Origin of the sequence: Cupriavidus taiwanensis LMG 19424 (assembly GCF_000069785.1) — a bacterium.
Classification (GTDB): Bacteria; Pseudomonadota; Gammaproteobacteria; order Burkholderiales; family Burkholderiaceae; genus Cupriavidus; species Cupriavidus taiwanensis.
Map to the genome: position 1 here is coordinate 2,488,311 of NC_010528.1, position 26,260 is coordinate 2,514,570.

21 protein-coding genes are annotated in these 26,260 nt (G+C 64.4%); 17 read left to right on the forward strand and 4 right to left on the reverse strand.

Annotated elements, in window-relative coordinates:
• Positions 1-201 precede the first annotated feature (201 nt).
• The 6 genes from RALTA_RS11430 to RALTA_RS11455 all read left to right on the forward strand — a co-directional run bounded on the left by RALTA_RS11430 (position 202) and on the right by RALTA_RS11455 (position 8,077).
• A complete protein-coding gene (locus RALTA_RS11430; RefSeq protein ID WP_012353589.1) occupies positions 202-1,026 on the forward strand; it encodes a TetR/AcrR family transcriptional regulator in 825 nt (274 codons plus the stop codon).
• Positions 1,023-2,132 (forward strand): efflux RND transporter periplasmic adaptor subunit, encoded by a 1,110-nt coding sequence (locus RALTA_RS11435; protein ID WP_012353590.1) that lies wholly within the window; start codon positions 1,023-1,025, stop codon positions 2,130-2,132. Before RALTA_RS11430 ends, RALTA_RS11435 begins: the two co-directional genes overlap by 4 nt.
• A gap of 18 nt (positions 2,133-2,150) precedes the next feature.
• Positions 2,151-5,387 carry an efflux RND transporter permease subunit gene (locus RALTA_RS11440; RefSeq protein ID WP_012353591.1) on the forward strand — a complete coding sequence of 1,079 codons (3,237 nt, stop codon included), beginning with the start codon at positions 2,151-2,153 and terminating at the stop codon, positions 5,385-5,387.
• A gap of 113 nt (positions 5,388-5,500) precedes the next feature.
• Positions 5,501-6,154, forward strand: coding sequence for a protein-L-isoaspartate O-methyltransferase family protein (locus RALTA_RS11445; RefSeq protein ID WP_025583999.1), 654 nt, complete (start codon positions 5,501-5,503; stop codon positions 6,152-6,154).
• Between the two features lie 12 nt (positions 6,155-6,166).
• Positions 6,167-6,490, forward strand: coding sequence for a rhodanese-like domain-containing protein (locus RALTA_RS11450; protein ID WP_012353593.1), 324 nt, complete (start codon positions 6,167-6,169; stop codon positions 6,488-6,490).
• A gap of 78 nt (positions 6,491-6,568) precedes the next feature.
• Positions 6,569-8,077, forward strand: coding sequence for a TolC family outer membrane protein (locus RALTA_RS11455; RefSeq protein ID WP_012353594.1), 1,509 nt, complete (start codon positions 6,569-6,571; stop codon positions 8,075-8,077).
• Between the two features lie 102 nt (positions 8,078-8,179).
• Here RALTA_RS11455 and RALTA_RS11460 read toward each other — a convergent pair whose 3' ends face one another.
• Positions 8,180-9,004: an META and DUF4377 domain-containing protein gene (locus RALTA_RS11460; protein ID WP_041232180.1), complete on the reverse strand. Its 825-nt coding sequence runs from the start codon at positions 9,002-9,004 to the stop codon at positions 8,180-8,182.
• Between the two features lie 366 nt (positions 9,005-9,370).
• On the opposite strand from RALTA_RS11460, the gene RALTA_RS11465 reads away from it, so the two are divergent.
• From RALTA_RS11465 to RALTA_RS11475, 3 genes are all read left to right on the forward strand, one after another.
• Positions 9,371-10,660, forward strand: coding sequence for an O-antigen ligase family protein (locus RALTA_RS11465; RefSeq protein WP_012353596.1), 1,290 nt, complete (start codon positions 9,371-9,373; stop codon positions 10,658-10,660).
• 262 nt (positions 10,661-10,922) lie between these two features.
• Positions 10,923-12,149 (forward strand): oligosaccharide flippase family protein, encoded by a 1,227-nt coding sequence (locus tag RALTA_RS11470; RefSeq protein WP_041232181.1) that lies wholly within the window; start codon positions 10,923-10,925, stop codon positions 12,147-12,149.
• Positions 12,146-13,279, forward strand: coding sequence for a glycosyltransferase family 4 protein (locus RALTA_RS11475; RefSeq protein ID WP_012353598.1), 1,134 nt, complete (start codon positions 12,146-12,148; stop codon positions 13,277-13,279). Before RALTA_RS11470 ends, RALTA_RS11475 begins: the two co-directional genes overlap by 4 nt.
• A gap of 33 nt (positions 13,280-13,312) precedes the next feature.
• Here RALTA_RS11475 and waaA read toward each other — a convergent pair whose 3' ends face one another.
• From waaA to RALTA_RS11490, 3 genes are read right to left on the reverse strand one after another with little or no spacing between them, the layout of a single operon-like run.
• Positions 13,313-14,602, reverse strand: coding sequence for a lipid IV(A) 3-deoxy-D-manno-octulosonic acid transferase (waaA, locus tag RALTA_RS11480; protein WP_041232182.1), 1,290 nt, complete (start codon positions 14,600-14,602; stop codon positions 13,313-13,315).
• On the reverse strand, positions 14,602-15,699 hold the full coding sequence (gene waaC, locus RALTA_RS11485; RefSeq protein WP_041232183.1) for a lipopolysaccharide heptosyltransferase I: 1,098 nt from the start codon (positions 15,697-15,699) through the stop codon (positions 14,602-14,604). Before waaC ends, waaA begins: the two co-directional genes overlap by 1 nt.
• Positions 15,680-17,065 carry a phosphomannomutase/phosphoglucomutase gene (locus RALTA_RS11490; protein WP_012353601.1) on the reverse strand — a complete coding sequence of 462 codons (1,386 nt, stop codon included), beginning with the start codon at positions 17,063-17,065 and terminating at the stop codon, positions 15,680-15,682. The genes waaC and RALTA_RS11490 overlap by 20 nt, the downstream gene beginning before the upstream one ends.
• Positions 17,066-17,337: 272 nt before the next feature.
• Between RALTA_RS11490 and RALTA_RS11495 the strand changes: the two genes are divergently transcribed.
• From RALTA_RS11495 to RALTA_RS11530, 8 genes are all read left to right on the forward strand, one after another.
• Positions 17,338-18,477 (forward strand): glycosyltransferase family 4 protein, encoded by a 1,140-nt coding sequence (locus tag RALTA_RS11495; protein ID WP_012353602.1) that lies wholly within the window; start codon positions 17,338-17,340, stop codon positions 18,475-18,477.
• 5 nt (positions 18,478-18,482) lie between these two features.
• Positions 18,483-19,799: a sugar transferase gene (locus tag RALTA_RS11500; protein ID WP_012353603.1), complete on the forward strand. Its 1,317-nt coding sequence runs from the start codon at positions 18,483-18,485 to the stop codon at positions 19,797-19,799.
• Complete coding sequence (locus RALTA_RS11505) at positions 19,799-21,031, forward strand: glycosyltransferase (RefSeq protein ID WP_041232185.1); 1,233 nt, start codon at positions 19,799-19,801, stop codon at positions 21,029-21,031. Before RALTA_RS11500 ends, RALTA_RS11505 begins: the two co-directional genes overlap by 1 nt.
• A gap of 334 nt (positions 21,032-21,365) precedes the next feature.
• Positions 21,366-21,737: a MarR family EPS-associated transcriptional regulator gene (locus RALTA_RS11510; RefSeq protein WP_012353605.1), complete on the forward strand. Its 372-nt coding sequence runs from the start codon at positions 21,366-21,368 to the stop codon at positions 21,735-21,737.
• A gap of 85 nt (positions 21,738-21,822) precedes the next feature.
• Positions 21,823-22,650, forward strand: a complete 828-nt coding sequence (locus RALTA_RS11515) for a GNAT family N-acetyltransferase (protein WP_157877127.1) — start codon at positions 21,823-21,825, stop codon at positions 22,648-22,650.
• A gap of 11 nt (positions 22,651-22,661) precedes the next feature.
• Positions 22,662-23,747: a DegT/DnrJ/EryC1/StrS family aminotransferase gene (locus RALTA_RS11520; protein WP_012353607.1), complete on the forward strand. Its 1,086-nt coding sequence runs from the start codon at positions 22,662-22,664 to the stop codon at positions 23,745-23,747.
• 11 nt (positions 23,748-23,758) lie between these two features.
• The gene (locus tag RALTA_RS11525; RefSeq protein WP_012353608.1) at positions 23,759-24,889 is read left to right on the forward strand and encodes a DegT/DnrJ/EryC1/StrS family aminotransferase; all 1,131 of its coding nucleotides are present in this window, start codon (positions 23,759-23,761) and stop codon (positions 24,887-24,889) included.
• 5 nt (positions 24,890-24,894) lie between these two features.
• Positions 24,895-26,259 (forward strand): lipopolysaccharide biosynthesis protein, encoded by a 1,365-nt coding sequence (locus RALTA_RS11530; RefSeq protein ID WP_012353609.1) that lies wholly within the window; start codon positions 24,895-24,897, stop codon positions 26,257-26,259.
• Position 26,260 lies beyond the last annotated feature (1 nt).

Consider the following 26,260-nt stretch of genomic DNA (forward strand, 5'->3'; position numbering starts at 1 on the left):
GACAGTGGTTACCTGAACGGTATTACCGTAAGCGCGACGCAGAGCCACCCAGATCCGTGCTCCTTCAATCACATGACGTCGACATGCTTTCGCCGGCTTGTCCTTGGCCCGCGCCCCCCTCAACACCCGCGCTTGACCCCCCGTAGGCCCTCATCTACATTACTGACCCACAAGTTATTAACTTTTTCGACGCGCCCCCTCGTGCCCCGTAGTCTTCGCAAGCCCACCGTGACCAAGCCACCCGCCGACCCGCACAAGGACGCCGACAGCCCGCGCTGGAGCCGGCGCAAGGCGGCGCGGCCGCAGGAGCTGGTGGCGGCCGCGCTGGACCTGTTCGTCGAGCGCGGCTATGCCGCCACGCGGCTGGAAGATGTGGCCGCCGCGGCCGGCGTGTCCAAGGGCACGGTCTACCTGTACTTCGCCAACAAGGAAGAGCTGTTCAAGTCGGTGGTGCGCGAGAACCTGGTGCCGGCACTGGCGCGCGGCGCCGATCTGGTCGATGCCTACCAGGGCAGCACGCCCGAGCTGCTGCGCGAACTGCTGCGCGGCTGGTGGGGACTGATCGGCGCCACGCCGGTGGCGGGGCTGACCAAGCTGATCATGGCGGAGTCGGCCAATTTTCCGGACATCGCCCGCTTCTACAACCAGGAAGTGATGGTGCCGGGCGACGAGCTGTTCGCCAAGGTGCTGGCGCGCGGCGTGGCGCGCGGCGAGTTCCGCCCGCTGCCGGCCAACCCGACCACCACGCTGATCTGCGCGCCGCTGGTGTTTCTGATGATGTGGCAGCGCGCGCTGCGCGCCACCGCCGAAAAAGACATCGACCCCGAGGCCTTCCTCGATGGACTGCTCGACACGCTGCTGTTCGGGCTGACCGCGGGCGAGGCCCGCGACCGGCCGCTGCCGCCGCAGCACGGCCCCTTTATCTGGGAAGCGATCCGCGACGAGATGCTGGCGCAACGCGCCGCCGCGCTGGCCGCCGACGCCACGCCCGCCCCTTCCGCGCCGCGACCCGGCACCTCCACATGAAACGCAAGACCCTGCTGATCACCGCCGCCTGCCTGGCCCTGGCGCTGAGCGCCACGGTGGCCGTGCGCAAGGCCGGCAGCGCGCGGCAGCCGCAAGCCGCGGCACCGGCCGCCAACGTCGTCGAGTTCCTGCAGACCGACCTGGTGCGCGTGGCGCGGCAGGATTTGCAGCTGGCGCTGCCGCTGTCGGGCAGCCTGCGCGCGCTGAACCAGGCCTCGGTCAAGGCCAAGGTCTCCGGCGAAGTGAAGCAGGTGCTGGTGCGCGAAGGTGAACCGGTGCGCGCCGGCCAGGTCATCGTGCGTATCGACCCGACCGAATACGAAGCCCGGGCCGCGCAGGCGCGCGGACAGATGCTGGCCGCGCGCGGCCAGTTCGAGAACTCGCGCCAGACCTGGGAGCGCAACCGCGATCTGGTCGACAAGGGCTTTATCTCGCAGACCGCCTTCGACAAGTACCAGTCCGACCTGGCGGTGGCACGCGCCAACCTCGATGCCGCCGAAGGCGGGCTGGCGGTGACGCAGAAGGCGCTGGCCGATACCGTGGTCAAGGCGCCGCTCGACGGCATGGTGGCCGCGCGCGCAGTGCAGCCGGGCGAGAAGGTGTCGCCGGATACGCGGCTGGTCGATGTGGTCGACCTGCGCGTGCTGGAGCTGGAAGCGCCAATCCCGATGGCCGACGTGGCGCGCGCCGCAGTGGGCCAGCCGGTGGCACTGGAAGTGGAAGGCGCCGGCCACTTTGCCGGCACGCTGGTGCGCATCAACCCCGCTGTCAGCGAGGGCACGCGCAGCATCATGGTCTATATCCGCGTCGACAACCCGGAGCAGCAGCTGCGCGCCGGCATGTTCGCGCGCGGCGCCCTGGTGCTGGGCCAACGCGCCGCCGTGGTGGCGGTGCCGGTCTCGGCGGTGCGCACCGAGGGCGAACGCGCCTTCGTCTATGCCATCGAGCGCGACACGCTGGCCGAACGCCCGGTGCAGCTCGGCCTGCGCGACGAAGCCGGCGGCATGGTGGAAATCGTCGCCGGCCTCGACGCCGGCGCCGAGATCGTGCGCAACAACCTGGGCACGCTGCGCAGCGGCAGCCAGGTCCGGCGCGTCAAGGCCTGACGGCAGAGGACGCGCGCCATGTGGTTCACCCGCCTGTCGATCCGCAACCCGGTGCTGGCCACCATGATGATGATGGCCTTCATCGTGGTGGGCCTGTTCTCGTACCAGCGGCTGCCGGTCGACCAGTTTCCCGACATCACCTTCCCGGTGGTGGTGGTGCAGACCGAATACCCCGGCGCCGCGCCGGAGTCGGTCGAGTCCGACGTGACGCGCAAGGTCGAGGAGATCGTCAATACCATCTCCGGCATCGACGAGATCTTTTCGCACTCCTACCAGGGGACGTCGGTCGTCGTCATCAAGTTCGACCTGAGCGTCGATGTCGGCCAGGCCGCCCAGGACGTGCGCGACAAGATCGCGCTGATCCGGCCGCAGTTCCGCGACGAGGTCAAGGACCCGCGCGTGCTGCGCTACGATCCGTCCGACGCGCCGATCTTCTACCTGTCGGTGTCCAATGCCCCGGGCGCCAGCCGCAGCCAGCGCGAGCTGACCACCATCGCCGACCAGATCGTGCGCAAGCGGCTGGAAACGGTGCGCGGCGTGGGCGCGATCAATCTCGTCGGCGGCACCAGGCGCGAGGTCGAGATCCGCATCCGTCCGGCGCAGCTGGAAGCGCTCGGCATCGGCGTCGACCAGGTGATGAACGCGATCCGCAACGAGAACCAGGAACTGCCCGCGGGCGAACTGCGTTCCTCGGCCGCGGAAACCGTGGTGCAGATCAAGGGCCGCGTGCCCACGCCGGATGCGTTCCGGCAGATCATCGTGGCGCGCCGCGCCGGCCAGCCCGTGACGCTGGGGGAGATCGCCGACGTGCGCGACGGCCAGGAAGAGCAGGAAAGCCTGGCGCTGCTCGACGGCAAGCGCGCCCTGTTCCTGTCGGTGGTGAAGGCGCAGGGCCAGAACACCGTCGACACCGTCGACGGCCTGGTGCGCATGACCGACGAAGTGCGCAAGCTGGTGCCCGCGGGCGTGCAGCTCAACGTGGTCAACGACACCGCGCGCGGCATCCGCAGCAGCGTGAAGGAGGTGCGCTCGACCTTGCTGGAGGGGGCCTTCCTGACGGTCGCGATCGTTTTCCTGTTCCTCGGCTCGTGGCGCAGCACGGTGATTACCGGGCTGACGCTGCCGATCGCGCTGATCGGTACCTTCGGCGTGATGTACCTGTGCGGCTTCACGCTCAACGTGATCACGCTGATGGCGCTGTCGCTGTGCGTGGGCCTGCTGATCGACGATGCCATCGTGGTGCGCGAGAACATCGTGCGCCACAACCTGATGGGCAAAGACCACCGCACCGCGGCGCTGGACGGCACCAACGAGATCGGACTGGCGGTGCTGGCCACCACCTTCTCGATCGTGGCGGTGTTCCTGCCGGTGGGCTTCATGGGCGGGATCATCGGGCGCTTCTTCCACCAGTTCGGCATCACCGTGGTGGCCGCGGTGCTGATCTCGATGTTCGTCTCGTTCACGCTGGACCCGATGCTGTCCTCGGTCTGGCACGACCCGGACCTGCACGGTACCGGCAACAAGCGCAGCTGGTACGGGCGCACCGTCGGGCGGCTGCTGGACTGGTTCTCGGCCAGCATGGACCGGCTTGGCGACGGCTACGCCGGCATGCTGGGCTGGGCGCTGAAGCACCGGCTGGCCACCGCCATCATCGCCGCCGCCACGTTCTTCGGCAGCTTTGCACTGGTGCCGCTGATCGGCACGGAGTTCGTGCCCAACGCCGACCTGGGCGAAACGCAGGTCGGGTTCACCACGCCGGTCGGCACGTCGATCGAAGTGACCGAAGCCAAGGTGCGCCAGGTGGAAGCGGCGCTGAAATCCTTCCCGGAAGTCGCCTACACCTATGCCACCATCAACTCGGGCAACGCCTCGGGGCGCAACAACGCGCTGGTGTCGGTGCGCCTGACCGAGCGGCGCGCGCGCAGCCTGACCACCGCGCAGCTCAACCCGCTGATCCGCGAGCGCCTGGCAAGCATTGCCGGCATCACGCTGACCATGGTCGGCATGCCCGACGGCGCCGGCGGGCAAAAGGCGATCCAGGTGTCGATCCAGGGCGACGACCTGGACGAACTGCGGCGCCTGTCGCGCGAAGCCGGCGCGCGCATGGCGGCGATCCCGGGCTTGACCGACCTGGATTCGAGCATGAAGGACGACCGCCCCACCATCGAGGTCCGCATCCGGCGCGAGCTGGCTTCGGACCTGGGCGTGGGCGTGGCGCAGATCGGCAACGCGCTGCGCCCGCTGCTGGCCGGCGATGCCATCAGCTCCTGGCGCGCGCCCGATGACGAGAACTATGACGTGCGCGTGCGCCTGCCGAAGGATGCGCGCACCGGCATGGCCGACCTCAGCGCGCTGATGATCGCCAGCAGCCACGCCAACGCCGACGGCTCGCCGAAGATGGTGCCGCTGCGCCAGATCGCCGAGCTAGTGCCGACCACCGGCGCCAACCAGATCAGCCGGCGCGACCTGAACCGCGAGGTCGAGCTGACCGCCAACGTGGCCGGGCGCTCGGCCGGCGAAGTCGCGCGCGACATCAAGGCCGCGCTCGACGGGGTGAACTGGCCGGCCGGCTACAAGTACCGCTTCGGCGGCTCGACCAAGTCGATGAACGAGTCGTTCGGCTACGCGGTGTCGGCGCTGGCGCTGGCGGTGATCTTCATCTACATGATCCTGGCCTCGCAGTTCGCCAGCTTCTTCCAGCCGATCGCCATCATGACCTCGCTGCCGCTGACGCTGGCCGGCGTGTTCGCGGCGCTGCTGCTGTTCGGCTCGACCCTGAACATGTTCTCGATCATCGGTTTCATCATGCTGATGGGGCTGGTGACCAAGAATGCGATCTTGCTGGTGGACTTTGCCAACCAGGCGCGCCAGGGCGGTGTTGACAGTGCCTATGGACGCGAGCCGCTGTCGCGCGAGGCCGCGCTGGTCGAAGCCGCGCGCGTGCGGCTGCGACCGATCCTGATGACGACGCTGGCAATGATCTTCGGCATGGTGCCGCTGGCCTTCAGCCTGGGCGAAGGCGCCGAGCAGCGCGCGCCGATGGGGCAGACGGTGATCGGCGGGATCATCACCTCGTCGGTCCTGACGCTGGTGGTGGTGCCGGTGATCTATACGTACCTTGATGATTTCGGGGCATGGCTGCGCCGGCTGTGGCAAGGCGAGCCGCGCGCCACCGCGGCAGCGCCGGCGCAGGCCGGCTCAGGCCAGCCCGCGGCGGGCGGACGCCCGGCCCCGGCCGAGGCCAGCGCGGAATGAGCCCGCAGGCGCCCGCAAGGTTAAAATAGCAGGTTTGATAAGACTGTCCGGCCGTGGCACCGCGCGGCCGGCGCACAGACCGACAGCGGTTGGCATTGGTAAGGAATGGCAAGATGGATCTCGAAAAAGCCCGATTCAACATGATCGAACAGCAAATCCGCCCGTGGGACGTGCTGGACCAGGAAATCCTGGACCTGCTGGCGGTGGTCAAGCGGGAGCAGTTCGTCCCGTCCGCCTACGCCTCGCTGGCGTTCGTCGACATGGAGATTCCGCTGCCCGCGGGGCAGAACATGCTGGCGCCGCGCGTCGAAGCCCGCATCCTGCAAGACCTGGCCGTGCGCAAGCATGAGACCGTGCTGGAAATCGGCGCCGGCTCCGGCTACATGGCCGCGCTGCTGGCCCACCGCGCCCGCCACGTGCTGACCGTCGACATCGTGCCCGAGCTGGTCGAACTGGCCCGCACCAACCTGGCCAATGCCGGCGTCACCAACGTCGACGTCGCCGAAGGCAATGCCGCCGACGGCTGGGCGGCCGCCGCGCCGTACGACGTGATCTGCATCTCGGGTTCGCTGCCGGCGGTCCCGCCGTCGATCCTGGCGCAGGTGAAGGTGGGCGGGCGCATCGCCGCCTTCGTCGGCGAACTGCCGGTGATGGAAGCGCGCCTGATCACGCGCGTGTCCGAGACCGAGTACCAGGTCGTCAACCTGTTCGAGACCGCGGTCAAGCCCCTGCAGGGCGCGGCCCGGCCGTCGCAATTCCAGTTCTGAGGACGTACCGCCATGCAGGTCATCCAAGCCACCGAACTGGCCCAGTGGCTGGCCGACGCCAGCCGCGCCAGGCCGGTCCTGCTCGACGTGCGTGAAGGCTGGGAGGTGCAGACCTGCGCCCTGCCCGGCATCACCCACATCCCGATGCGCGACATCCCGGCGCGCGCCGCCGAACTCGACGAAGACGCCGACATCGTCTGCATCTGCCATCACGGCGCACGCAGCATGCAGGTGGCGGCCTACCTGGAGCGCCAGGGCTACGGCAAGGTCTACAACCTGACCGGCGGCGTCGACGCCTGGGCCAGCCAGGTCGATCCCGCCATGCCGAAGTACTGACGCGGCAGGCCAGCGCAGCAACACGAAGAAGAAAACGACTGTCGGCCGCGGCACCCGCCGCGCCCACCTGGAGGTGTCATGACGTTTGCGCCCAACGCCCTGCCCGGAGCGATCCGGACACGCCTGGCGATCGCGGTTTCCCTGCTGACCCCGCTGCTGGCCATACTGCCCGCGGCGCCGGCCGGCGCGGCGGACCTGCTGCAGGTCTATCGCGATGCGCAAGCCAATGACGCCCAGTTCGCCAGCGCGCGCGCGCAGCTGCTGGCCACGCGCGAGAAGCTGCCGCAGGGCCGCGCCGGCCTGCTGCCGCAGGTGGTGGGTACCGCCGGCGCCAACCGCACCAAGCTCGACCAGACCGCGTCGCTGCCCATCGGCGGGGCGCCCAGCGCCTCGGGCACGCGTTTCTTCAACAACAACAACTGGCAACTGCAACTGAGCCAGCCGCTGTTCCGCTGGGACCGCTGGGAAACCTACAAGCAGGGCGAGCTGGCCGCACAGGCGGGCGAAGTCACCTTCCACCAGGCCGAGCTCGACCTGATCACGCGCAGCGCGCAGGCCTACTTCGACGTGCTGGCCGCACAGGACAACCTCTACCTGGCGCGCGCGCAGAAGAAGGCCATCTCCGAGCAGCTGGAACAGGCCAAACGCAACTTCGAGGTCGGCACCGCCACCATCGTCGACGCCAACGACGCCCAGGCCCGCTTCGACCTGGCGACCTCGACCGAAATCGCCGCGCAGAGCGACCTGGAGATCAAGCGCGCCACGCTGCAGCAGATCACCGGCAAGCCCGTCGACGAACTGATGGGCCTGCGCGCGGAAGCGCCGATCCCCGGACCCCAGCCGCCCGACGTCAACGCCTGGGCCGCGCAGGCCGAAACCAGCAACCTGCAGGTGAACCTGGCCAGCTACAACCTCGAGACCGCGCAGCGCGAGACCAACAAGGCCAAGGCCGGGCACCTGCCGTCGGTGGACCTGGTGGCGTCGTACGGCTTCAACAACCAGACCGGCAGCGCCACGCAGGCGATCTCGACGCACTACAACGCCTCGCAGATCGGCGTGCAGCTGACCCTGCCGATCTTCGCCGGCGGCCAGATCCAGTCGCGCGTACGCGAGACCCTGGCGCTGGCCGACAAGGCCGCCAGCGACCTCGAATTCGCCCGCCGCACCGCCGCCCAGACCGCGCGCCAGACCTACTCCGGCGTCTCCAACGGCCTGGCCCAGGTCAAGGCGCTGGAGGCGGCGGAACGCTCGGCCACCAGCGCAGTGGAATCCAACCAGCTCGGCTATGAAGTGGGCGTGCGCATCAACATCGACGTGCTCAACGCCGAAGCCCAGCTGTTCTCTACCCGCCGCGACCTGGCCAAGGCGCGCTACGACACCATCATGAATGGCCTGCGCCTGAAGGCTTCCACCGGCGTGCTGCAGGAAGAGGACGTGGTGCAGATCAATACCCTGCTGACTTCTTCGCCGGGGGCCCTGTACAAGCTGCCGATGCCGGCGCAGGCGGGCGCGAAGGTGCCGGCAAAAGCGGCTGCCGCAGCGGATCGCCGCGGCACGCGGCGCGACGGCGGAACGCCGCGCTCCTGATCAACGGGCCGCAACCGCGGCCCGTTTTCTTTGTGTGGTGCGGCGAAGATGCGCCGGCTGTCTCCCCTCTCCCATAAATGGGAGAGGGGAGCAAACCAACAGCTATTGCGCCCGTGTCCGCGACTCAACGTTCAGCAACTGCCAGCGGATCGCCGACGCATCCGCCGGCGGGTTCGGCACCTGGTATTCGCGCACGCGCAGCCGGTACGACACGCCCGGCTCGAAATCCAGCCCTTCGATCGGCCCGTACCAGAGTTGCCACGGCGCATCCGGCGACTCGCGCCAGCGGTAGCAGGTCATCTTGCCCACCCCCGTGCATTCCACGCGCTGCGAGTCGATATAGACGGTCTTCTCCACGCCCGCGGCCTCCACGCGCGCGCCGCGCTTGCCTACGCCTTCGCGCTCGACGAACTGCAGCAGGTCGCCGTCCACGGTCTTCCAGATGATCTGCCGGCCGGTACTGGCCGCCGACGGCTGCGTGCCCACGGTGGCAAACGGCGTCTGCATCGCCTTCAGCAGCGCCGACTCCAGCGCCATGCGCGGCGGCGGGCAAGCCATGCGCGTGCTGGCGATGCGGTCGAAGCGGATGCCGGTCTCGGTCTTGCCATAGCTGCCGCTGAAGCGATTGCAGCCGCTGGTGCCGCTGACCGTGCCCTGCGCGGCATCGATGCCCTCGTTGAACTCGAAAATGATCGGCTGGCCATTGTCGCCGTGCGGGATCTCGCGCAGCGAGCCGTCAGGCTGCTGCCAGCGCACCAGTTCCCAGCGGCTGGGGCCGGAGGGCTGGGTCTGGTTCAGGTTGGTGCCGGCCGAGGGAAGATTGGGCGCGGTCGCGGTAGTGCAGGCGCCGAGCACGGCGGCGACCAGCAAGGCGGCCACGCCGCGGCCTGCGGGCGCAAGGGGAATCAGTCGGTGACGGCTGTGCATGAGAACTCCTGTTGTGGGGCGGCCGAGGCGCCCGGATCGATGCCATCGGTGGCTTTGACAAACGGATCTGACAACCAGCATGCCGGAAAGTGCACCCGGCCATAGACCTTCAGTTTAGCAAGCCGCTCCGGCACGGCGGCCTCGAAGCGGCCCGCGCGCCGCATACATCCTGTAACGGGTCGACACGCTTAGCCAGCTAGGATGCAGAACTCCTGGAAATGCCACCGAGGCCATCCGATATAATCGCTTCGCCCCGAGCCGCAATGCGTGCGCAGGGCACCGCTCCTCAGGAGACGGCGACAATAATAAGACGGACGGAACGGCAGGCATCTCGCATGCACCACCTTCCTCCGGAAACCTTTCTCCATGCTCTTGATGACGAGATTGCAAGGATCCCTACCGTTGGGGATCGACAAAGCTCTGTACCTGAGCGCCTGTGTTGTCCTGGCTGCGTTTCCCACGCTGATGTTTGTCAAGCCGTCGCTCAGCAACACCTGCTTCGGGCTGTTGCTGGGGTGGAGCGTCATCGCCCTGGCTGCCGGCGGCCGCGCTGCGCTGGCCGAATATGGCTGCATCCTGCGCCGCTACTGGCCGTTCATGCTGGCCATGGCGGCGCTGCCGCTGGCCGTATTGCTCCAGCAACTGCTGGCCGGTGCCGATGACCCGCATGTGCCCTATCTATACCTGCGTTTTGCGCTGTTCATCGTTCTGGTCCCTGGCCTGCTGCGCCTGGGCCGGCGCGGCATGCAGAACATCCAGTTGGGCTTCGTCGCCTGTGCGCTGATATCCGCCCTGTGGCTGCATGAAGTCGCCGCGGCAGGGCGTCCAAGCCATGTCGGCTTCTCCAATGTCATCCCCTTCGGCAACCTCGCCCTGCTGACCGGCATGCTGGCCGTGATCTCGATCGGCTGGAACCGCCCCGGCGATCATTGGCTGGCCGGCCTGAAACTGCTGGGCGGTTTCGCGGGCCTGTACGCCTCATACATGAGCGGCACCCGTGGCGGCTGGCTGGCGATTCCGGTGCTAGCGCTGATCGCGCTGGCGGCCTCGCGCAGGTTGACGCGGCTGCACAAGGCCGGGGTGCTGGCGGGGCTGGCCGGGCTGATGGCGCTGGGGTGGTTCAGCAGCGCGATGGTCCAGCAGAGGACGGCTGCGGTTGTATCCGAACTGTCCAAATTCTCTCAGCATGTAACACTGGATACATCAATCGGAATACGGCTTCAGCTCTGGCAAGCCTCGCTTAGAATGCTGCAGGCCCATCCTTGGACTGGCGTAGGACCTGACAACTACGAAGCTATATTGCAGTCGCTGGCAGCACAGCACGTGATTACACCGCTCGCCGCCACCTTGCCGCACGCGCACAATGACGTGCTCCACGCTGCGGCGACGCTCGGCATTCTAGGCCTGCTGGCGGTGCTCGCCTTGTATCTCGTACCGATTGTGTTTTTCCTGCGCCACCTGCGCAGCGCAAACCGCGGCACACAGGTAGCCAGTGCCATGGGACTGGCGCTGTGCTTCGGCTTCATGGTTTTCGGCCTCACTGAAGCGATGTTCATAACGACACTCACCAACGCCTTCTACAGCTTGGTAATAGCCGTTTGCTTTTCCTACGTAGTTGTACACAAGAATGTAGCGCCGGCGCAGCCCGACCGTTGAGCGACGAAGCCGGCGCCACGGTGGAGGCGCCGAATGTCGCCGAGGCTATGGCAACGATCGGTCGCCTTCGCACTTCGCTCCCGCCTTTGGCAAGCACTACCAATTGTGAGAAAGTGGCGGTCGAAAATCTTCCTTGCGCTATGGTGCCTGCCTTCACGATCGCCGCCTCCTCCACTGCCCTGCAAGCAGTTCCTTCCGCGCCTGCCAAGGTGCGCGCGAGACCGGCGTGACCAGAAGGAAAGTTGCCGGCAATCTTGGCTGGATGCTGGGCGAGCGCGGGCTGCAGGTGGCAGGCGGCATCGGCATCGTGGCCATGCTGGCGCGCGGCATGGGGCCGGAAGGCTTTGCCCATTTCCAGTATGCGCAGGCGGTGGTCTATATTGCCGCTTCGTTTGTGCTGATCTGCGGGAGCGAGGTGATCGTTCCTCGGCTGGTCGCCAACCCCGACCCGGCCGCGCAGCACCGCTTGCTGGCACATGGCTTCGGCTTGCGCTTCGCCGCTGGCATGATCGCCTACGTGCTGATCGGCGGATTCATGCTGGTGTCGCGCCCGGGGCCCGAGTTGTGGGTGCCGACGCTGATCCTGGGCTTCGCCGTGCTGCTGCGCGAACCGTTCGGCATCGTCACGGCCTGGATGCAGGCACATACGCGCACCCGACCCAATGCGATCTTCAGCCTGGTCGCGCTGGCGCTGAAGGCCATTTGCGTGGCGCTGCTGTTCCGCGCCGGCGTGCAAAGCGTTCCCTGGTATGCCATGGCCATCGTGCTGGAAACCGTCCTGGCGTCAGCCCTGCTCGGCCACTACTATCTGCACCGCGCGCCACGCACGCGTATCACCATGGATACCGCGCTGGCGCGGGAGCTGTTCAGCAATGGCGCTCTCTTCTGGGTGAGCTTCGTGCTGATGATGAGCTCGCGGCGCATTGACCAGCTGTTGCTCAAGCCCCTGGTACCGCTGAGCGAGTTTGGCGCGTATGCGGCGTCGATGCAGATTTTGGACAACTTCGTGGTGGTCGCCACCATCTTGTGCGCCGGCATCGCGCCCATCTATGTCTATGCACAACCGACGCTGGCCGTGGCCAGGCGCAATATTCTGAAGATTGCCGCCGGGATGCTGCTGGTCGGGGCGTCGGGCGCGCTGACCATTGCCTGGGGCGCTGACTGGATCGTGCACCTGCTCTACGGTTCGGCCTTCGCCTCCGCGGCCGGTCTGCTTCGACTGGCTGCCCTGGCCTCGATGCTGGTATTTGCGGATGTGGCCCTGACCTTGCTGCCGATCTACCTGCGCCAGCCCCGCCTCGTAGCCATCAAGTGGGCGCTGGTGTTCGCTGTCACTGTCGGCATCGACCTGATCGCGATTCCGGCGTACGGGGCCCATGGCGCTATCCTCGGCTACGCCATCGCCAATTTCCTGTCGGTCTTGTTCGGCCTTTGGATTTGGCTACGTGAAGGGCGTCGCGCCACCATGACGCGTGAGGCCAGTGCATGACAGGGCTTCGCAACATCTGTTTTTTGACCGGCACCCTTAATGCCATGGCCGGCGCCGAACGGATGACCGCTACCGTAGCCAATGCGCTGGCGGAACGCGGCCACCGCGTCAGTATCCTGAGCCTGTTCGATCAAGCCAGTTGCTTCCCGCTGCATCCAAATATCCATCACGATGCGCTGTTCACGCGACGCCCGTCCTTCAAGCGCAAGTACCTCGCCACCATTGCCGGCATCCGGCGCCATTGCCGCGTGCGCAATATCGATGTACTGGTGCAGGTCGATACCATGCTGGCGCTGTTCGTGCTGCCTGCCACCATCGGCCTCGGCCTGCAGCAAATCGCCTGGGAACATTGCCACTTCGACGAGGACCTCGGCAGGATTGCGCGCCGCGGTGCCCGGCGACTGGCGGCACGATGGTGCGACCAAGTCGTGGTCCTGACGGAGCGGGATCGCAGGCGCTGGATGGAAGCGCTGCGTCCGCGCAGCGAAGTGGTCTGTATTCCGAATCCGCTGCCTTTCCCCCTGCCGGCACGCCCTGCGCCGCGCTCCGGCAAGCGCGTACTGGCCATGGGGCGGCTGGTCGCGGCCAAGGGCTTCGATGTACTGGTGCAGGCCTGGCAACAAGTGTCCGCCCAGGCGCCGGACTGGCACCTGGTGATTCACGGCGAAGGCGAAGAACGCGAAGCGCTCACCGCCCTGATCCACCAGCTTGGATTGGACGGCCGCGTCACGCTGCCGGGCATTTCCCATGACGCGGCATTGACGTACGCGCAGGCATCGATTTTTTGCCTGAGCTCTCGCTACGAAGGCTTCGGCGTGGTGCTGATCGAAGCCATGGCATTCGGGCTGCCGATCGTGTCGACCGCTTGCGAGACCGGGCCGCGCGAATTGCTCACGCCAGGGCGGGACGCCGTGGTAGTGCCGGTCGACGATACCGACGCGCTTGCCGATGCCCTGCTGAAGGTCATCCGGGACCCGGGGCAGGCCACCCGCATCGGTGCGGCCGCCCGGGAAAAGGCGGCGGCCTATGCGATCGAGCCGATTGCTCGCCGGTGGGAAGTCTTGCTGGATGGCCCGCGCGAAGCGGCGCAACAAGGACAGCGCCCGCCACCGACCACGCCGGCGCTCTGACTATCGCTCGTGCCGCATCGGCACCCCTGCCTGTCAGGTGCCGAGCGCCTGCGCCAGCGCCGCCAGCGTCCTCACCGTGGCGCCGCGATGCAGTCCGGCAAAGGTATGCGCGTTGGCCCGCATCTCTGCCAGCGCCGCAGGGTCGGACAGGATCTTTGCCGCCGCCCTGACCAGTTCGTCCGCATTGGCTACGCGCATGCAGGCAGCAGCAGCAATGGCATCTTCGGTCGCCTGCGCGAAGTTGAAGGTATGCGGGCCGATCAGTACCGGCGTGCCGACCGCGCACGCCTCGATAAGGTTCTGCCCGCCTAGCGGCATCAGACTTCCGCCGATGAAGGCGAGGTCGGAAGCAGCGAAATACATCGCCATCTCCCCCATCGAATCGCCCAGCACCACGTCGGCGGTGATCGGGGAAGACAATTGGTCGACCTCGAGCGTGCTGCGCCGTTGCATGCTGAAGCCGGCGCGCGTAACCATGGCAGCCACTTCGTCGAACCGCTGCGGGTGCCGCGGCACCAACAACAGCGCGGGCCGCGGCGTATCGCCGGCTAACGTCTGCCAGCGTGAGAAGGCGTCGAGCAGCATCGGCTCCTCGCCTTCGCGGGTACTGGCGGCGGCCAGCACGGTACGCGCGCCGAAGCCTTGCCGCAGGCGTGCGCCCTGCTCCATCCCGGTCCTCGACGGCTGCATGTCGAACTTCAGGTTGCCGGTGACCTCCACGGTTGCCAGGCCCAGGCCCTGAAAGCGTTCGGCATCACCAGCGGTCTGCGCCAGCACGCCGGCAAAGTCGCCGTACAGCGCCGCTGCGGCGCGACCAAAGCGGGCGGTACGCCGGTAACTGCGCGGAGACAGGCGGGCATTGACCAGGAACAGCGGCACGCCGGCCCGGCGCGCACCCCGCACGAGGTTGGGCCAGACTTCGGTTTCCATCAGCATCCCCGCCACCGGGCGGAAATACCGCAGGAAACGGCCGACGAGCCACGGCAAGTCATAAGGCAAATAGCACTGGAGAATGCGCGGCTCCTTGCCGAACAGCTGCGCACCGGTCTGACGACCGGTCGGCGTCATATGCGTCAACAGCAGACGATGTCCTGGGTAGGCCGCCAGCAGCGCTTCGATCAGCGGTTGCGCGGCCCGCGTTTCTCCAACCGATACCGCGTGCACCCAGAGCCATTGCCCCTGCGCCGGCAGATGGCCGTAGGCACCCAATCGCTCTCCCACGTGCTGCAGATATCCCGGCTCCTTGCGCGCGCGCCAGGCCAGGCGCAACAGCGCGACGGGCAGTGCCACCAGCCACAACATGCTATAGACGAACCGCAGCATCAATGCCCTGCCCTGCTGACGCGCCGGGCCGCCGCGATGACCTCGTGGACCGACGGCACCGTGCCATCGTCGCCGACGTTGGCGATGCGGTCAGACCAGTATCCCTCGGTCTTCCAGCGCCAGGTCGCGGTATAAATCTCGACGGTGGGCCGGCACAGTGCGGCCGCGATATGGACCAGCCCGGTATCGACGCCGATGACGACCTCTGCACGGTTGATCAGGCCAAACCCCTGCATCACCGAGAAGCGCGGCAGCACCCGTGCCTGCGGCGCGCCTGCGGCGATCTCTTCGGCGGCACGGCGCTCCGCCTCATTGCCCCAGGGCAACAGCATGACCAACCCATCAGCCAGCAACTGCCGGCCAAGTGCATGCCAGTTCGATACCGCCCACTTTTTCTTCGCGCCGGCGGTCGCATGAAAACACACCGCATAGCGCGCAGGCAGGCCGGCCCAAATCGGGTCATCCACGTGCAGCGTCTGCGCCGCGTCGCCGAAGAACCGCGGTGGCTCGGTCGGTTCCACCCCGGTCAGCGCCGCGCCCAGCAGGCGCGAGCGCCGCACCGAATGGGTCTGTCGCGGCACGCGCACCGGCGCGGTATAAAGCAGCCGCGCGGCCGGTTCGTAGCCCGAGCCCTGCGTGGCATTGCCCAGCCCGATGATTGGCGCAGCGGGCGCACGCCAGGCAGCGCGTGCCACCACCGCGGTCTTGAGCAGCCCCTGGCTTTCGATTACCGCGTCATAGCTGTCCTGGCGCAAGGCGTCGCGCAGCGCGCCAACCTGACGCCAGGTGGCAGACTGGTAGAAACGCTTGCGCCAGCGCCGCAGCGCGAACGGGATGACACGACGCACGTCCGGCAGCAGGCGCACCAGGTCAACGTAGCCCTCTTCCACGACCCAGTCGATCTCGGCATGCGGCCAGCGTGCGCGCAGGTCGTGCACCAAGGGCATGTTGTGCACGACATCGCCCAGCGACGAGACCTTGACCAGCAAGATGCGCGGCCGCTCCGGCAACGCGAACGGTACCGCCTGCGGCTTAACCTGGATCACGCCGGACGTTTCCGCTTCCTGCGGCACACCCTCAGAACGGGAGCTGAGCATCCGGTTTCTCTGCCAGGATCACACGTTTGAACTCAGCCTGAATCCGTGCCAGCGCGGCATCGTTATCGGCCTCGAAGCGCATCACCACCACCGGCGTGGTATTGGAAGGGCGGGCAAGGCCGAAGCCATCGGCATACTCGACCCGAACTCCATCAATGGTGATGACCTCGCGCGCGCCGTCGAAGCTGGCGTTGGCCTTGATCTTGTCGAGCAGCGTGAACGGCTCACCCTCTGCGCACTTCAGCTGCAACTCGGGCGTGTTGTTGGCGTTCGGCAGCGCATTGAGGACCGCGCTGGGATCGGCGTGGCGCGACAGGATCTCGAGCAGCCGGGCACCCGTGTACAGGCCATCGTCAAAGCCATACCAGCGATCCTTGAAGAACACGTGTCCGCTCATCTCGCCGGCGATTGGCGCGCCGGTTTCCTTGAGCTTGGCCTTCACCAGGGAATGGCCGGTCTTCCACATCAGCGGCTCGCCCCCATGCTGCCGGATCCACGGTGCCAGTTTGCCGGTGCACTTGACGTCGTAGATCACCTGCGCCCCCGGATTGCGCGCCAGGATTTCTTCGGCGAACAGCATCAGCTGGCGGTCCGGGAAAATCACCTGCCCGTCCTTGGTGACAACACCCAGCCGGTCGCCATCGCCATCGAAAGCGAGGCCCAGTTCGCAATCCGTCTCGCGCAGGCATCGCATCAGATCCTGCAGGTTCTCGACATGAGCGGGGTCGGGATGATGGTTCGGGAAATTACCGTCGACTTCGCAAAACAGTTCCGTTACCTCGCAACCGAGCCCACGGAACAGGTCGCCCACGAAGGCACCGGCGACGCCATTGCCGGCATCCAGCGCAATCTTCATGGGCCGGGACAGCTTGACATCGCTCAGGATACGGTCGAGATACCTCTGACGCACATTCACCTCGCGATACGCACCGGCACCGCTTGCAAAGGCGCCGGCCTCGATGCGCTGGTGCAGCGCCTTGATTTGCTCGCCGTAGATAGCCTTGCCCGCCAGAACCATCTTGAACCCGTTGTAGTCCGGCGGGTTGTGGCTCCCGGTGACCATGATGCCCGAGGTTGCGGCCACGCCGTCCAGTTCGATGTTCGTAGCAAGGTAGACCATCGGCGTGGCCACCATGCCCAGGTCGATGACGTCCATGCCAGAGGCCCGGAGGCCTTCAATCAGTCCGCTGATGAGATCAGGGCCAGAGAGCCGGCCGTCGCGGCCGACAACGACAGCCTTTTCGCCAGCTTCCGCCGCGGCAGAACCGAATGAGAGGCCGATCTGGCGGGCCACATCCCTAGTAAGCGTCTTACCGACGATGCCGCGGATGTCATAGGCTTTGAAGATGGAGGGATCGAGTCTCATGGAGATTCCTGAAGTAGTGGCTCAGCCGTGTGGCCCGCAAGGGCCAATCACGGGGTGCCGGAGGAGGTATTTTGCCGGATTGCTCGACGGGCGGGCGGTATAATCGCCGCTTTGGTAACCATGCGCCCTATTCTTGCCATCTGCACGGCGCTTCGCGCCTTGGCGGGGGCAAATGTATTCATGCCATGCGGCGGACCGACAAGCCGGCGCTCGAGACAAGTCCCATTCGCCGCTGCCAACCCTCATCTGCGCCAGCGAAGGCGCATGCACCCTTGCCATCCCGAATCCAGACCACCATCCGGCCGCGCATCGCCTGCCTGATCACCAACTCGGAGATCGGCGGTGCGCAGTCGCATGTGGCGGATTTGCTGCAATCGGCAGATGGCCAAGCCGACATGGTACTACTGGCCGGTGGGCAAGGCCCTTTGCTCGACGTCGCGCAGCGGATCGACATCCCGGTGATCCGGCTGCAGCAACTGGACAATGCGCTCTCTCCGGTGCGCGCACTAGCAGCGATGCGCGAGCTGCTGCAAGCGTTGCGCCGGGCCGCGCCTGACCTGATTCATGCCCATAGCGCCAAGGCTGGAGCACTCGGCAGGATTGCAGGCCTGCTGCTTGGCATTCCAGTGGTTTATACCGTTCACGGCTTTGCCTTCAAGCCGCAGGCGCCAGTGCGGCAACGCGTTGCGGCACGCATGGCTGAGAGCATCCTTGCACCGCTCACTGCACGCATCATTTGTGTGGCCGAAGCGGAGAAGGACCTGGCCCGCAGGCTGCCGATCCGTCCCGAACGCCTGGTCGTGATCCCGAACGGCATCGCCGACAGCAGCGCGCGCGCCAGACCGGAAGCACCCCTGCGCAGGATCATCATGGTGGCCCGCCTTGCGCCGCCTAAGCGACCTGACCTGACCATCCGCGCGTTCGCGCGTGCGGGCATACCGGATTGCGAACTTGTCATCACCGGCGACGGCCCTCAGCGCCCCGCTCTGCAGAGGCTGGCAGACGAACTCGCGCCAGGACGCATTCGCTTCACGGGCAGCATCGACAATGTTCCGGCGCTGCTGGCGACGGCGCAGATCTTCGTCCTTACCTCGGATCATGAAGGCTTCCCGTTGTCAGTGCTCGAAGCCATGCGTGCCGGATTGCCGGTCGTTGCCTCGGACCTTCCCGGGATACGCGAACAGCTCGACAGCGGCCAGTGCGGCGAGTTGCTGCCGGGGAACGACGAGTCCGCCTTGGCCGACGCCCTGTCAGGGCTGGCGCGGGATGCCAACCGGCGCGCTACCCTGGGCGATGCCGCGCGCCGCCGCTGGCAACAGCATTACGGCCTGGATCGGATGACACAAGCCACGTGGGCCGTATATCAGGACGTACTCGGGAACAGAGCCCGCGCAGCACGGGTGCCGACATGACCAATATGCTAAAGAGCGAGCCGCTGCGCCGCCATGCCGCCGACACGCATATCGGCGGCTCAGAAACCGTGCGGCGCGTAAGCCGGATGCTTGGCTGGGCCTGTCTGGGCCTGGTGCTGTTCGGCATCAACACCGTCCTGGCAGAAATCGCGCACCACGCCGGCGCAGTGACCTATGTTTTCACACGGACGCTGCTTTGGTCCATCGCCCCCTACCTGTTCGCCTTCATGATGCTGCACCGGTCGTTGCACCTGCCTGCCATGGAAGGCAACAGCCTGGCCGGCCTTGCGTCGACCTTTCCGTTCGTCGCCTTGCTGTTTGTGTTCGCAGCATTCCACATCGAGTACTCGCGCGGGGCCCTGCTGCTGGGATATGTGACCACACTTGCATGGATCTGGATCGGCTATCGACGTTACGTGCATAACTATGTGCCGGTATTCGGATATACCGACCCGCACACGCTGGAACAGCTGGAATCCATGCTGACCATGCCTGGCGCCGCGCCTCCCTCACGGATCCGTTTCGAGCCCATCGGCTCGCTCGAAGACGCCAGGCACTGCGATGGCCTGATGGTTGACCGCGGCACCACCGCAGATCCCGAGCGCACTCGGCAGCTTGCCCAGTACAAGCTGAGCCATGTGCGCATGTACTCGGTCGAACGCGTTGGCGAAATGTTGACCGGCCGGGTCGGCCTTGCACATATCGACGAGAATTTTCTTGACGACTATGCCGCGCACTACCTCTATGGTTACCTTAAGCGTGCCATCGACACCGTAGCCGTGGTTTGCCTCGCGCCAATCCTCGTCCCAATCGGCGCGCTGGTCGCGATGGCAATCCGAATGGAGACGCCGGGGCCCACCGTTTTCCGCCAGGAGCGCGTTGGCCTCTTTGGCAAGCCTTTCGTCATGCTGAAGTTCCGCAGCATGAGCGTCGACCCCAACGCCTCAGCCCAGTTCGCCGCGCGCCGGGACCCGCGTATCACCAGGGTCGGCCGCATTATCCGCAAGTACCGCCTCGATGAAATTCCGCAGCTCTGGAATGTGCTAGTTGGGCATATGAGTCTGATCGGACCACGGCCGGAGCAAGCGCCGATGGTGGAAGAGTTTTCCGGGACGATTCCGTACTATCCGTACCGACATCTGGTGCGGCCGGGCCTGTCTGGGTGGGCGCAAGTGCAACAGGGCTATGTCGGGACGTATGCGGAAACGGTGACCAAACTCGGCTACGACTTGTATTACGTCAAGCATTGCTCGTTTGCGCTGGATTTGCTGATTGGGGTGAAGACGGTGCGTACGTTGGTGACGGGGTTTGGGGCGCGGTGATGGCCTGGACCACTCCCTGCGAAGTCGCGCCCATGCGGATTCTCTTGGTCACTACCGGATTGAAGGTCGGTGGGGCCGAACTCCAGGTAGCCGCGCTGGCACGCTCATTCCTTGCGTTTGGGCACACAGTGGCCATCCTGAGCCTTTCGGCAGGCCAGGAAGTGAAGCTGCCAGCAGGTGCGTACGTGATTGAACTCAACATGCGCAAGACACCTGCCGGGCTGCTCCGGGCGCTCTGGCAGGCACGCAAGCTAGTGAAATCGTGGCAACCCGATGTCATCCACGCCCACATGGTGCACGCCAATTTGTTTTCCCGTGTGCTCACGCGTATCGTGCGTTGCCCCCCCCTGGTCTGCACGGCACACAGCTTTCGAGAAGGGGGAGCCCTGCGCATGCTGGCCTACCGCCTGACCGATCGATGGACGAACCTGACCACCCACGTCAGTAACGATGGCCGCAATGGGATGATCGGTGCGGGGGGCGTACCCGCCAAACGCATCGTGGTCATTCCCAACGGCATCGACGTCGATCGCTTCCACCCAGACTCCGCGTTGCGCCAGGCTACGCGCGAACATCTTGGCATCGGTCCCGATTCCCGGCTCGTGCTCACTGTCGGGCGACTGGTACCGGAGAAGGCGCACGACCTGCTGATCCGAGGGTTCGCGCAACTAGACCTCGGATTGACAGCACACCTGATGATCGCGGGTACTGGCGTGCTGCAACAGGCGCTGGCCACGCGGATCGCTGAACTAGACCAAGTATCCCGCGTCACCCTACTCGGCCAGCGCGATGACATCCCTGCACTACTCAACGCCGCCGATGTGTTCGTGCTGTCGTCAAATATCGAAGGGTTGCCGATGGTGTTGGTCGAGGCACTCGCCTGCGGATGCGCGGCCGTGGCGACTAGTGCTCCGGGCGTGACGGAGGTGCTGCGCGACCAAGGAACTATAGTGCCGCGAGGTGATGTGACAGCACTCGCCGATGCCATCGCCGCCGCGTTGCGAGAAGGTCGTGGGACATCGGCACAGGTCACTGAACGACGCGAACGCGTGCTGTCCTCGTTTTCGATCGAAGCTATTGCACAGCGCTGGCTTACGCTCTACTCGACACTGGCAAGTGGGGCGAGCGCGCCGCACGTGGATTCCGGAAGCCAACCTGTTGCCGGCCACTCGCTATCTTGGCACGGCCGCAGAGCCGATTCCGATTCCGATTCCGGTTCCGGTTCTCACTGAGGACAAAACCGCACTTTCTCACTGTAAGGTCCAGTCGATTCGAGAATCAGATGGCTGATCGGATATGAAAAGAGAAGCTTAGCCAATTTCCCATGGCGAGCAACAGAACGGGCGGGATGCGGTTCGACGTCAAACCACTCACGAGTCCCCGCCCGGTGCAACGGCAGGATTCGGTACTGGACCCTGATGCCGGAACCAAGTAGAATTGTTCAACTTCAAACAAACATACTGTCTAAAGCACTTTGATTCGCTACCCCATGGCATCACAGCGCCGAGGGCAGAAAGCTACCTAGCTTGCGACTGTCATCCAGCAAACGAGTATTGTGTCCATCCCATGACCAGTCGCCAAGCCAAGATACAAGAAGACACGTATTTTCGGATCATGCGTATCTTGCAGGAGAATCCGGACCTCACTCAGCGCGAGCTTGCGGAGAAACTAGGCGTAAGCGTGGGAGGGCTAAATTACTGCCTCAAGGCTCTGATGGAGAAGGGCTGGATCAAAGTCCAGAGCTTTAGCCAATCCAAAAACAAGTTTGGCTATGTCTATATTCTCACGCCACGCGGCATTGTTGAAAAGGCGGCCCTGACCAGCCGTTTCCTGAAACGCAAGATGGAAGAGTACGAACTCCTGAAGTCGGAGATCGAGTCCTTGCGGGCCGAAGTTGCAGATGGTGGACTCAAGGCGATAAGGAAAGAAGAGATTTAAGTCAGGTATGCATCGGAGCGATTAGGTGATTCCGGCGCAGCAATCAGGATGTTCACCAGCCGAGACTAGCGAGACGAGGTGTGAATTGAGCGAACAGTCATTTCAGCATTCGGTGCATCGAGGTGTGCCATGGGCTGCCCAGACGTTGATCTGGGAAGTATTCTTTAGCTCAAGAGGGCGCGGAATCGACTTGCAAACGCATTACCCATGGATTAATACCGAGGCTGGCGTGACCTCTGTCCTGATTAGTCAGGATGCCGGGACTGGTGCGAAGTCGACAGCTGCCGCACTGGTCATCAAAGAGGCAACATTGACCAACGCCGAGACCGTTGGCCTCGTTGGAATGGTCTGTGTACACGGTGCGTTCCGCGGTCAGGGGCTCAGCCACAAACTGCTTTCTGCTGCGACGGAAGTAAGCAAGGAAAAATCCTACCGTTCGCTGATTCTCTGGACAAACAAACCCCATGTCTACGCCGGGCATGGTTTTGCGGTGGACAGCCATGACAGGTATGGGCTTGTGTGGAAGCAACAGGCAGCCGGGGGAAACCGCAGTTTCTGCCACAACCTGGCCGGGATAACCGTAGAAGATAGGTCCATTCAGGGCGTCCCGGCATTTGCCAAGAGCGTGCTGACTTTCAGCAACCACACCGCCTCCATAACGATACTCCCAACCATGCAAGGATACACCCTCGCTGAGTGGGCCGGCGCTTGGGATCCCATTTTTCAGATCATCGAACAGATTCTTCCTGAAAGATGGAATTTGAATGCCCCCGCAGACTCGGAGATCTACGGCGAGCTGATCAAGCGAGGTTACAACTCGGAACTGCATTCAAGCTCACAGCGAATGATCAGCAATCTTTCAGGAAAGGGCCTCCCGGACCTGCCGTATATACCATTGCTCAACCGCATTTAGGTGGAATTTATATGATCCCGATCGTCAAGGTAGCAATGCCCGCCAAATCGGCTCTTATGCCCGCGTTGGAGGAAGTTCTGTACAGCGGCATGATCGCCGAAGGTGAGGCCGTTTACCGGTTCGAGTCAGAGTTCAATCAAAAATTCGGCTTGAAGCACTCGCTCGCAATGAGCAGCGGCACAGGTGCGCTTCACGCGGCCCTGACGTTGGCCGGTGTCGGCCCCGGCGATGAGGTGATTTCCACGCCAATGACCGCTGAGCCGACCAATACGTCGATCCTCTACAACGGCGCAACTGTGGTCTGGGCCGACCTCGATCCGCTATCAGGCAATATGTGCCCCGAATCGGTCCGGCAGTGCATCACGAGCCGGACCAAGGCCATCCTTTGCGTACATTATGCTGGCTACCCGGTGCGTCTTGCCGAGCTGAAACGACTCGCCGATGAATGCGGGATCGCTCTCATCGAAGACTGCGCGCACGCCCTGGGAGCGCGCTATCAGGGCCGGCCCATCGGCACGATCGGCCACTATGGAATCTATTCCTTCCAGGCCATCAAACACATGACCACTGTCGATGGTGGTCTGCTGACGCTCAGCGACGAATCGCAACTGCAAGCGGCAAAGAAATTCCGCTGGTTCGGCATGCTGAAAGGTGTTCCGCGCACCGAGGTCGATATCACCAGCGTTGGCTACAAGTACAACATGAACAATGTCAGCGCGACGATCGGACTGGTGCAACTGCAAAACATTTCCGCCGTGCTCGATCGCCATATTGAAAACGGCCAGTATTTCGACGCGCAGTTCGAATCGATCGCCGGCGTCGACTTTGCCCGCTGCGACGCAGCGGCCCGGCCCAGCTACTGGATCTATACATTGCTGTGCGATGACAGCGCCAGTGTCGAGAAAGCGCTTAACGCCGCTGGCATCGCTGCGTCGAAACTGCATCGTCCGAATAGCCTGCATACGATCTTCGCTGACTCACGACGCGAACTGCCCGGTCTCGACACGTTCTACAAGAGACTCCTCCATATTCCCTGCGGCTGGTGGGTCAGCGATGAGGATCGCGCTCGCATTGTCGAAGTCATCCGCAAGGGATAAGGAGACGCGAAATGAAGCAGATACCTTTGTTCGGTGTCGTGCACACGACTGAAATGGAAGCCGCCGCTCTGGAAGTGCTTCGCTCCGGACGCATTGCCAGCGGCGAGTACGTCGGAAAGTTCGAACAGGGCATCGGGAAGATCGTCGGCAATCCGAACGTGGTCTCCACCCACGACATGACCAATGCCGTCTTCCTTGCCCTGCATCTTGCGGGCGTGCGAGCTGGCGACGAGGTCTTGACCACGGCCTTCTCCTGCATGGCCACCAATTCGGCGGTTTCGCATGCGGGCGCCACACCAGTATGGGTCGATGTCCTTCCGCGTTCCGTCGACATGAGCGTTGCCGACGCCGCCCGAAAGATCACGCCCCGCACCAAGGCCATCATCATGTATCACGTGGCCGGCTATCCTGGCCCTGCACGGGAAATGGCCGAATTGTGCAAGGCGCGGGGCATTGCGCTAATCGAAGACTGCGACAATGCGCTGTTCGCCACGCAGGATGGGGCGCACGTAGGCGGCCATGGTGACTTCGCCGTGTACTCGTTTTATCCGAATCGCCAGATCAACTGTACGGAGGGCGGCGCGCTTGTCTGCAAATCGGCGGACATGGCTGCCAGGGCACGACAGCTTCGGCGTTTTGGCATCGACGGAGTCAAGTTCCGCACAGCGCAGGGCGAAATCAACCCACTAGCCGACATTCCGGAAATCGGCTGGGCGTACACGATGAACAACCTGTGTGCCGCGCTTGGCCACGCACAACTGGATGCGGCGGCACAAAGAGTGGATCGGGCGCGCGCCAACGTACAGCGGCTCAGGAGCCGCCTGGCCGACACGAAGGGCATCACGCCGCTGAATGCCGCAGCCGGCGCCAACCCGGCCTATTGGGTCATGCTGTGCTTGGCCGAAAATCGCGACGCGCTGCTTCAGCATCTGAAGGACCAGGGTGTATCAGCGTCCATCTTGCACCACCGGAACGATACCTATAGCGGGTTCCATGCCGTGCCAATGGGGCCCGACACCGAAACGGCCTATCTGCAGCAGCACATCATCGGCCTGCCCTGCGGCTGGTGGCTCGGTGACTCCGACGTCGACACCATTGGCAATGTCTGCACCCAGGCATCTATTCAGACCCTGACTGCCTGAGCCTAATGACACTGCTCCGTGCCGCTACGCTCGACATGGGATTGCTGTACGCCGGGAAGGTGTCGGCCGTCCTCGTCGGGTTTATTTTCCTGCCGTTTTACCGACACGTGCTCGGTGCTGAACAGTTCGGTATCGTTGCCGTCATCCTGTCCCTCCAGAGCCTCCTGATCATGCTTGACCTGGGCATGTCGACCCTGGTTGGACGCGACATCGCCGTGGCGGACTCAACCGCCGAAGAGCTGGCATCGCTGGTTCGAACAGCGGAGGTAAGCCTGACGGGCTTCTACCTGCTGCTGTTGCCGCTCGCGATCTGCCTGAAGATTGTGGGTGCCTTCCCGTATATCGGATGGACTACGATAATTGGAACGATTGCGCTGTTCTGGGTCCTCGTCCTCCAGAACATGTATTACGGTGCCATGCTGGCCCGGCGAGAATATGCAGCAGCAAGCACGATCCAGCTCGTAGGGGTGGCGGCGCGTGCTAGCGTCACGGCCTATGTCCTGGCCACGATATCGAGCACGATGACGGCATTCATCGTGACACAACTCCTATTCGCCACAGTGCAGGCGCTGGTCACGCGCTACCGCTGCTTTGCATACTGGTCCGATGGTTCATCCAGGCGGTCGCTACTAGCAAACACGAAGTTCCGCGACGCCTGGGAACTCGTCAAGAAAGGCCGCGCCCTTGTGCTCTTCTCGGCGGCCGGCGCTGCCGTCACGCAGCTCGACAAACCGTTGGTATCCGGACTGATTTCCGCCAACAGTGTGTCGCCCTATTTTCTGGCCGCCACTGTCTGCATGGTGCCGCTCTCGTTGCTGGGCGGGCCGGTCAGCCAGTATTTCCAGCCGCGTGTCCTAAACCAGACCATCTCCGGCCCGGATTTTCCGAAGGCGACGATTCAGAAATTCGTGCTTTGCACAATCCTCATCACCTCGCTGCCTTGCCTGGTGTTCTGGCTGGCTCGCGACCCATTGATCAGCCTCTGGGTTGGCCATGGGCAAGACAACGGAATAATATCCCACTATGTAAAGATACTTTTGCCCGGCTTTGTCGTAGGCGCATTTGGCTATATCCCCTACACATTGCTCCTTTACGCCAAGGATTTTCGGTTTCAGGCCGTGGCGTCGATTGCCATGAGCATCGTGACGCTAGCGCTCACGGCGCTGGCGGCCTATCACCAGAGCGTCGATAGCGTTTGCTATATCTACGCGGCATACCACACCACGTCCACGCTGGTCAGCTGGACACGTGCGCTGGCACTGGAGAAGGTGCGCGACGCAGCAAGCTATTCGGCCGTCCTGACATTGCAGCTTGTTGTACCACTCGTTGCCATTGCGATTCTGGCCCAGTTTCTGATTCAAAATTCTTAAG

Excerpts from the sequence above, each read along its gene's own strand:
- RALTA_RS11505 (WP_041232185.1), top strand. The coding sequence starts at position 19,799 with ATGGCCTGGACCACTCCCTGCGAAGTCGCGCCCATGCGGATTCTCTTG.
- RALTA_RS11475 (WP_012353598.1), top strand. The coding sequence starts at position 12,146 with ATGACAGGGCTTCGCAACATCTGTTTTTTGACCGGCACCCTTAATGCC.
- RALTA_RS11445 (WP_025583999.1), top strand. The coding sequence starts at position 5,501 with ATGGATCTCGAAAAAGCCCGATTCAACATGATCGAACAGCAAATCCGC.
- RALTA_RS11470 (WP_041232181.1), top strand. The coding sequence starts at position 10,923 with ATGCTGGGCGAGCGCGGGCTGCAGGTGGCAGGCGGCATCGGCATCGTG.
- waaC (WP_041232183.1), bottom strand. The coding sequence starts at position 15,699 with ATGCTCAGCTCCCGTTCTGAGGGTGTGCCGCAGGAAGCGGAAACGTCC.
- RALTA_RS11520 (WP_012353607.1), top strand. The coding sequence starts at position 22,662 with ATGATCCCGATCGTCAAGGTAGCAATGCCCGCCAAATCGGCTCTTATG.
- RALTA_RS11525 (WP_012353608.1), top strand. The coding sequence starts at position 23,759 with ATGAAGCAGATACCTTTGTTCGGTGTCGTGCACACGACTGAAATGGAA.
- RALTA_RS11490 (WP_012353601.1), bottom strand. The coding sequence starts at position 17,065 with ATGAGACTCGATCCCTCCATCTTCAAAGCCTATGACATCCGCGGCATC.
- RALTA_RS11460 (WP_041232180.1), bottom strand. The coding sequence starts at position 9,004 with ATGCACAGCCGTCACCGACTGATTCCCCTTGCGCCCGCAGGCCGCGGC.
- RALTA_RS11440 (WP_012353591.1), top strand. The coding sequence starts at position 2,151 with ATGTGGTTCACCCGCCTGTCGATCCGCAACCCGGTGCTGGCCACCATG.
- RALTA_RS11455 (WP_012353594.1), top strand. The coding sequence starts at position 6,569 with ATGACGTTTGCGCCCAACGCCCTGCCCGGAGCGATCCGGACACGCCTG.
- RALTA_RS11530 (WP_012353609.1), top strand. The coding sequence starts at position 24,895 with ATGACACTGCTCCGTGCCGCTACGCTCGACATGGGATTGCTGTACGCC.
- RALTA_RS11435 (WP_012353590.1), top strand. The coding sequence starts at position 1,023 with ATGAAACGCAAGACCCTGCTGATCACCGCCGCCTGCCTGGCCCTGGCG.
- waaA (WP_041232182.1), bottom strand. The coding sequence starts at position 14,602 with ATGCTGCGGTTCGTCTATAGCATGTTGTGGCTGGTGGCACTGCCCGTC.
- RALTA_RS11465 (WP_012353596.1), top strand. The coding sequence starts at position 9,371 with ATGCTCTTGATGACGAGATTGCAAGGATCCCTACCGTTGGGGATCGAC.
- RALTA_RS11450 (WP_012353593.1), top strand. The coding sequence starts at position 6,167 with ATGCAGGTCATCCAAGCCACCGAACTGGCCCAGTGGCTGGCCGACGCC.
- RALTA_RS11510 (WP_012353605.1), top strand. The coding sequence starts at position 21,366 with ATGACCAGTCGCCAAGCCAAGATACAAGAAGACACGTATTTTCGGATC.
- RALTA_RS11500 (WP_012353603.1), top strand. The coding sequence starts at position 18,483 with ATGCTAAAGAGCGAGCCGCTGCGCCGCCATGCCGCCGACACGCATATC.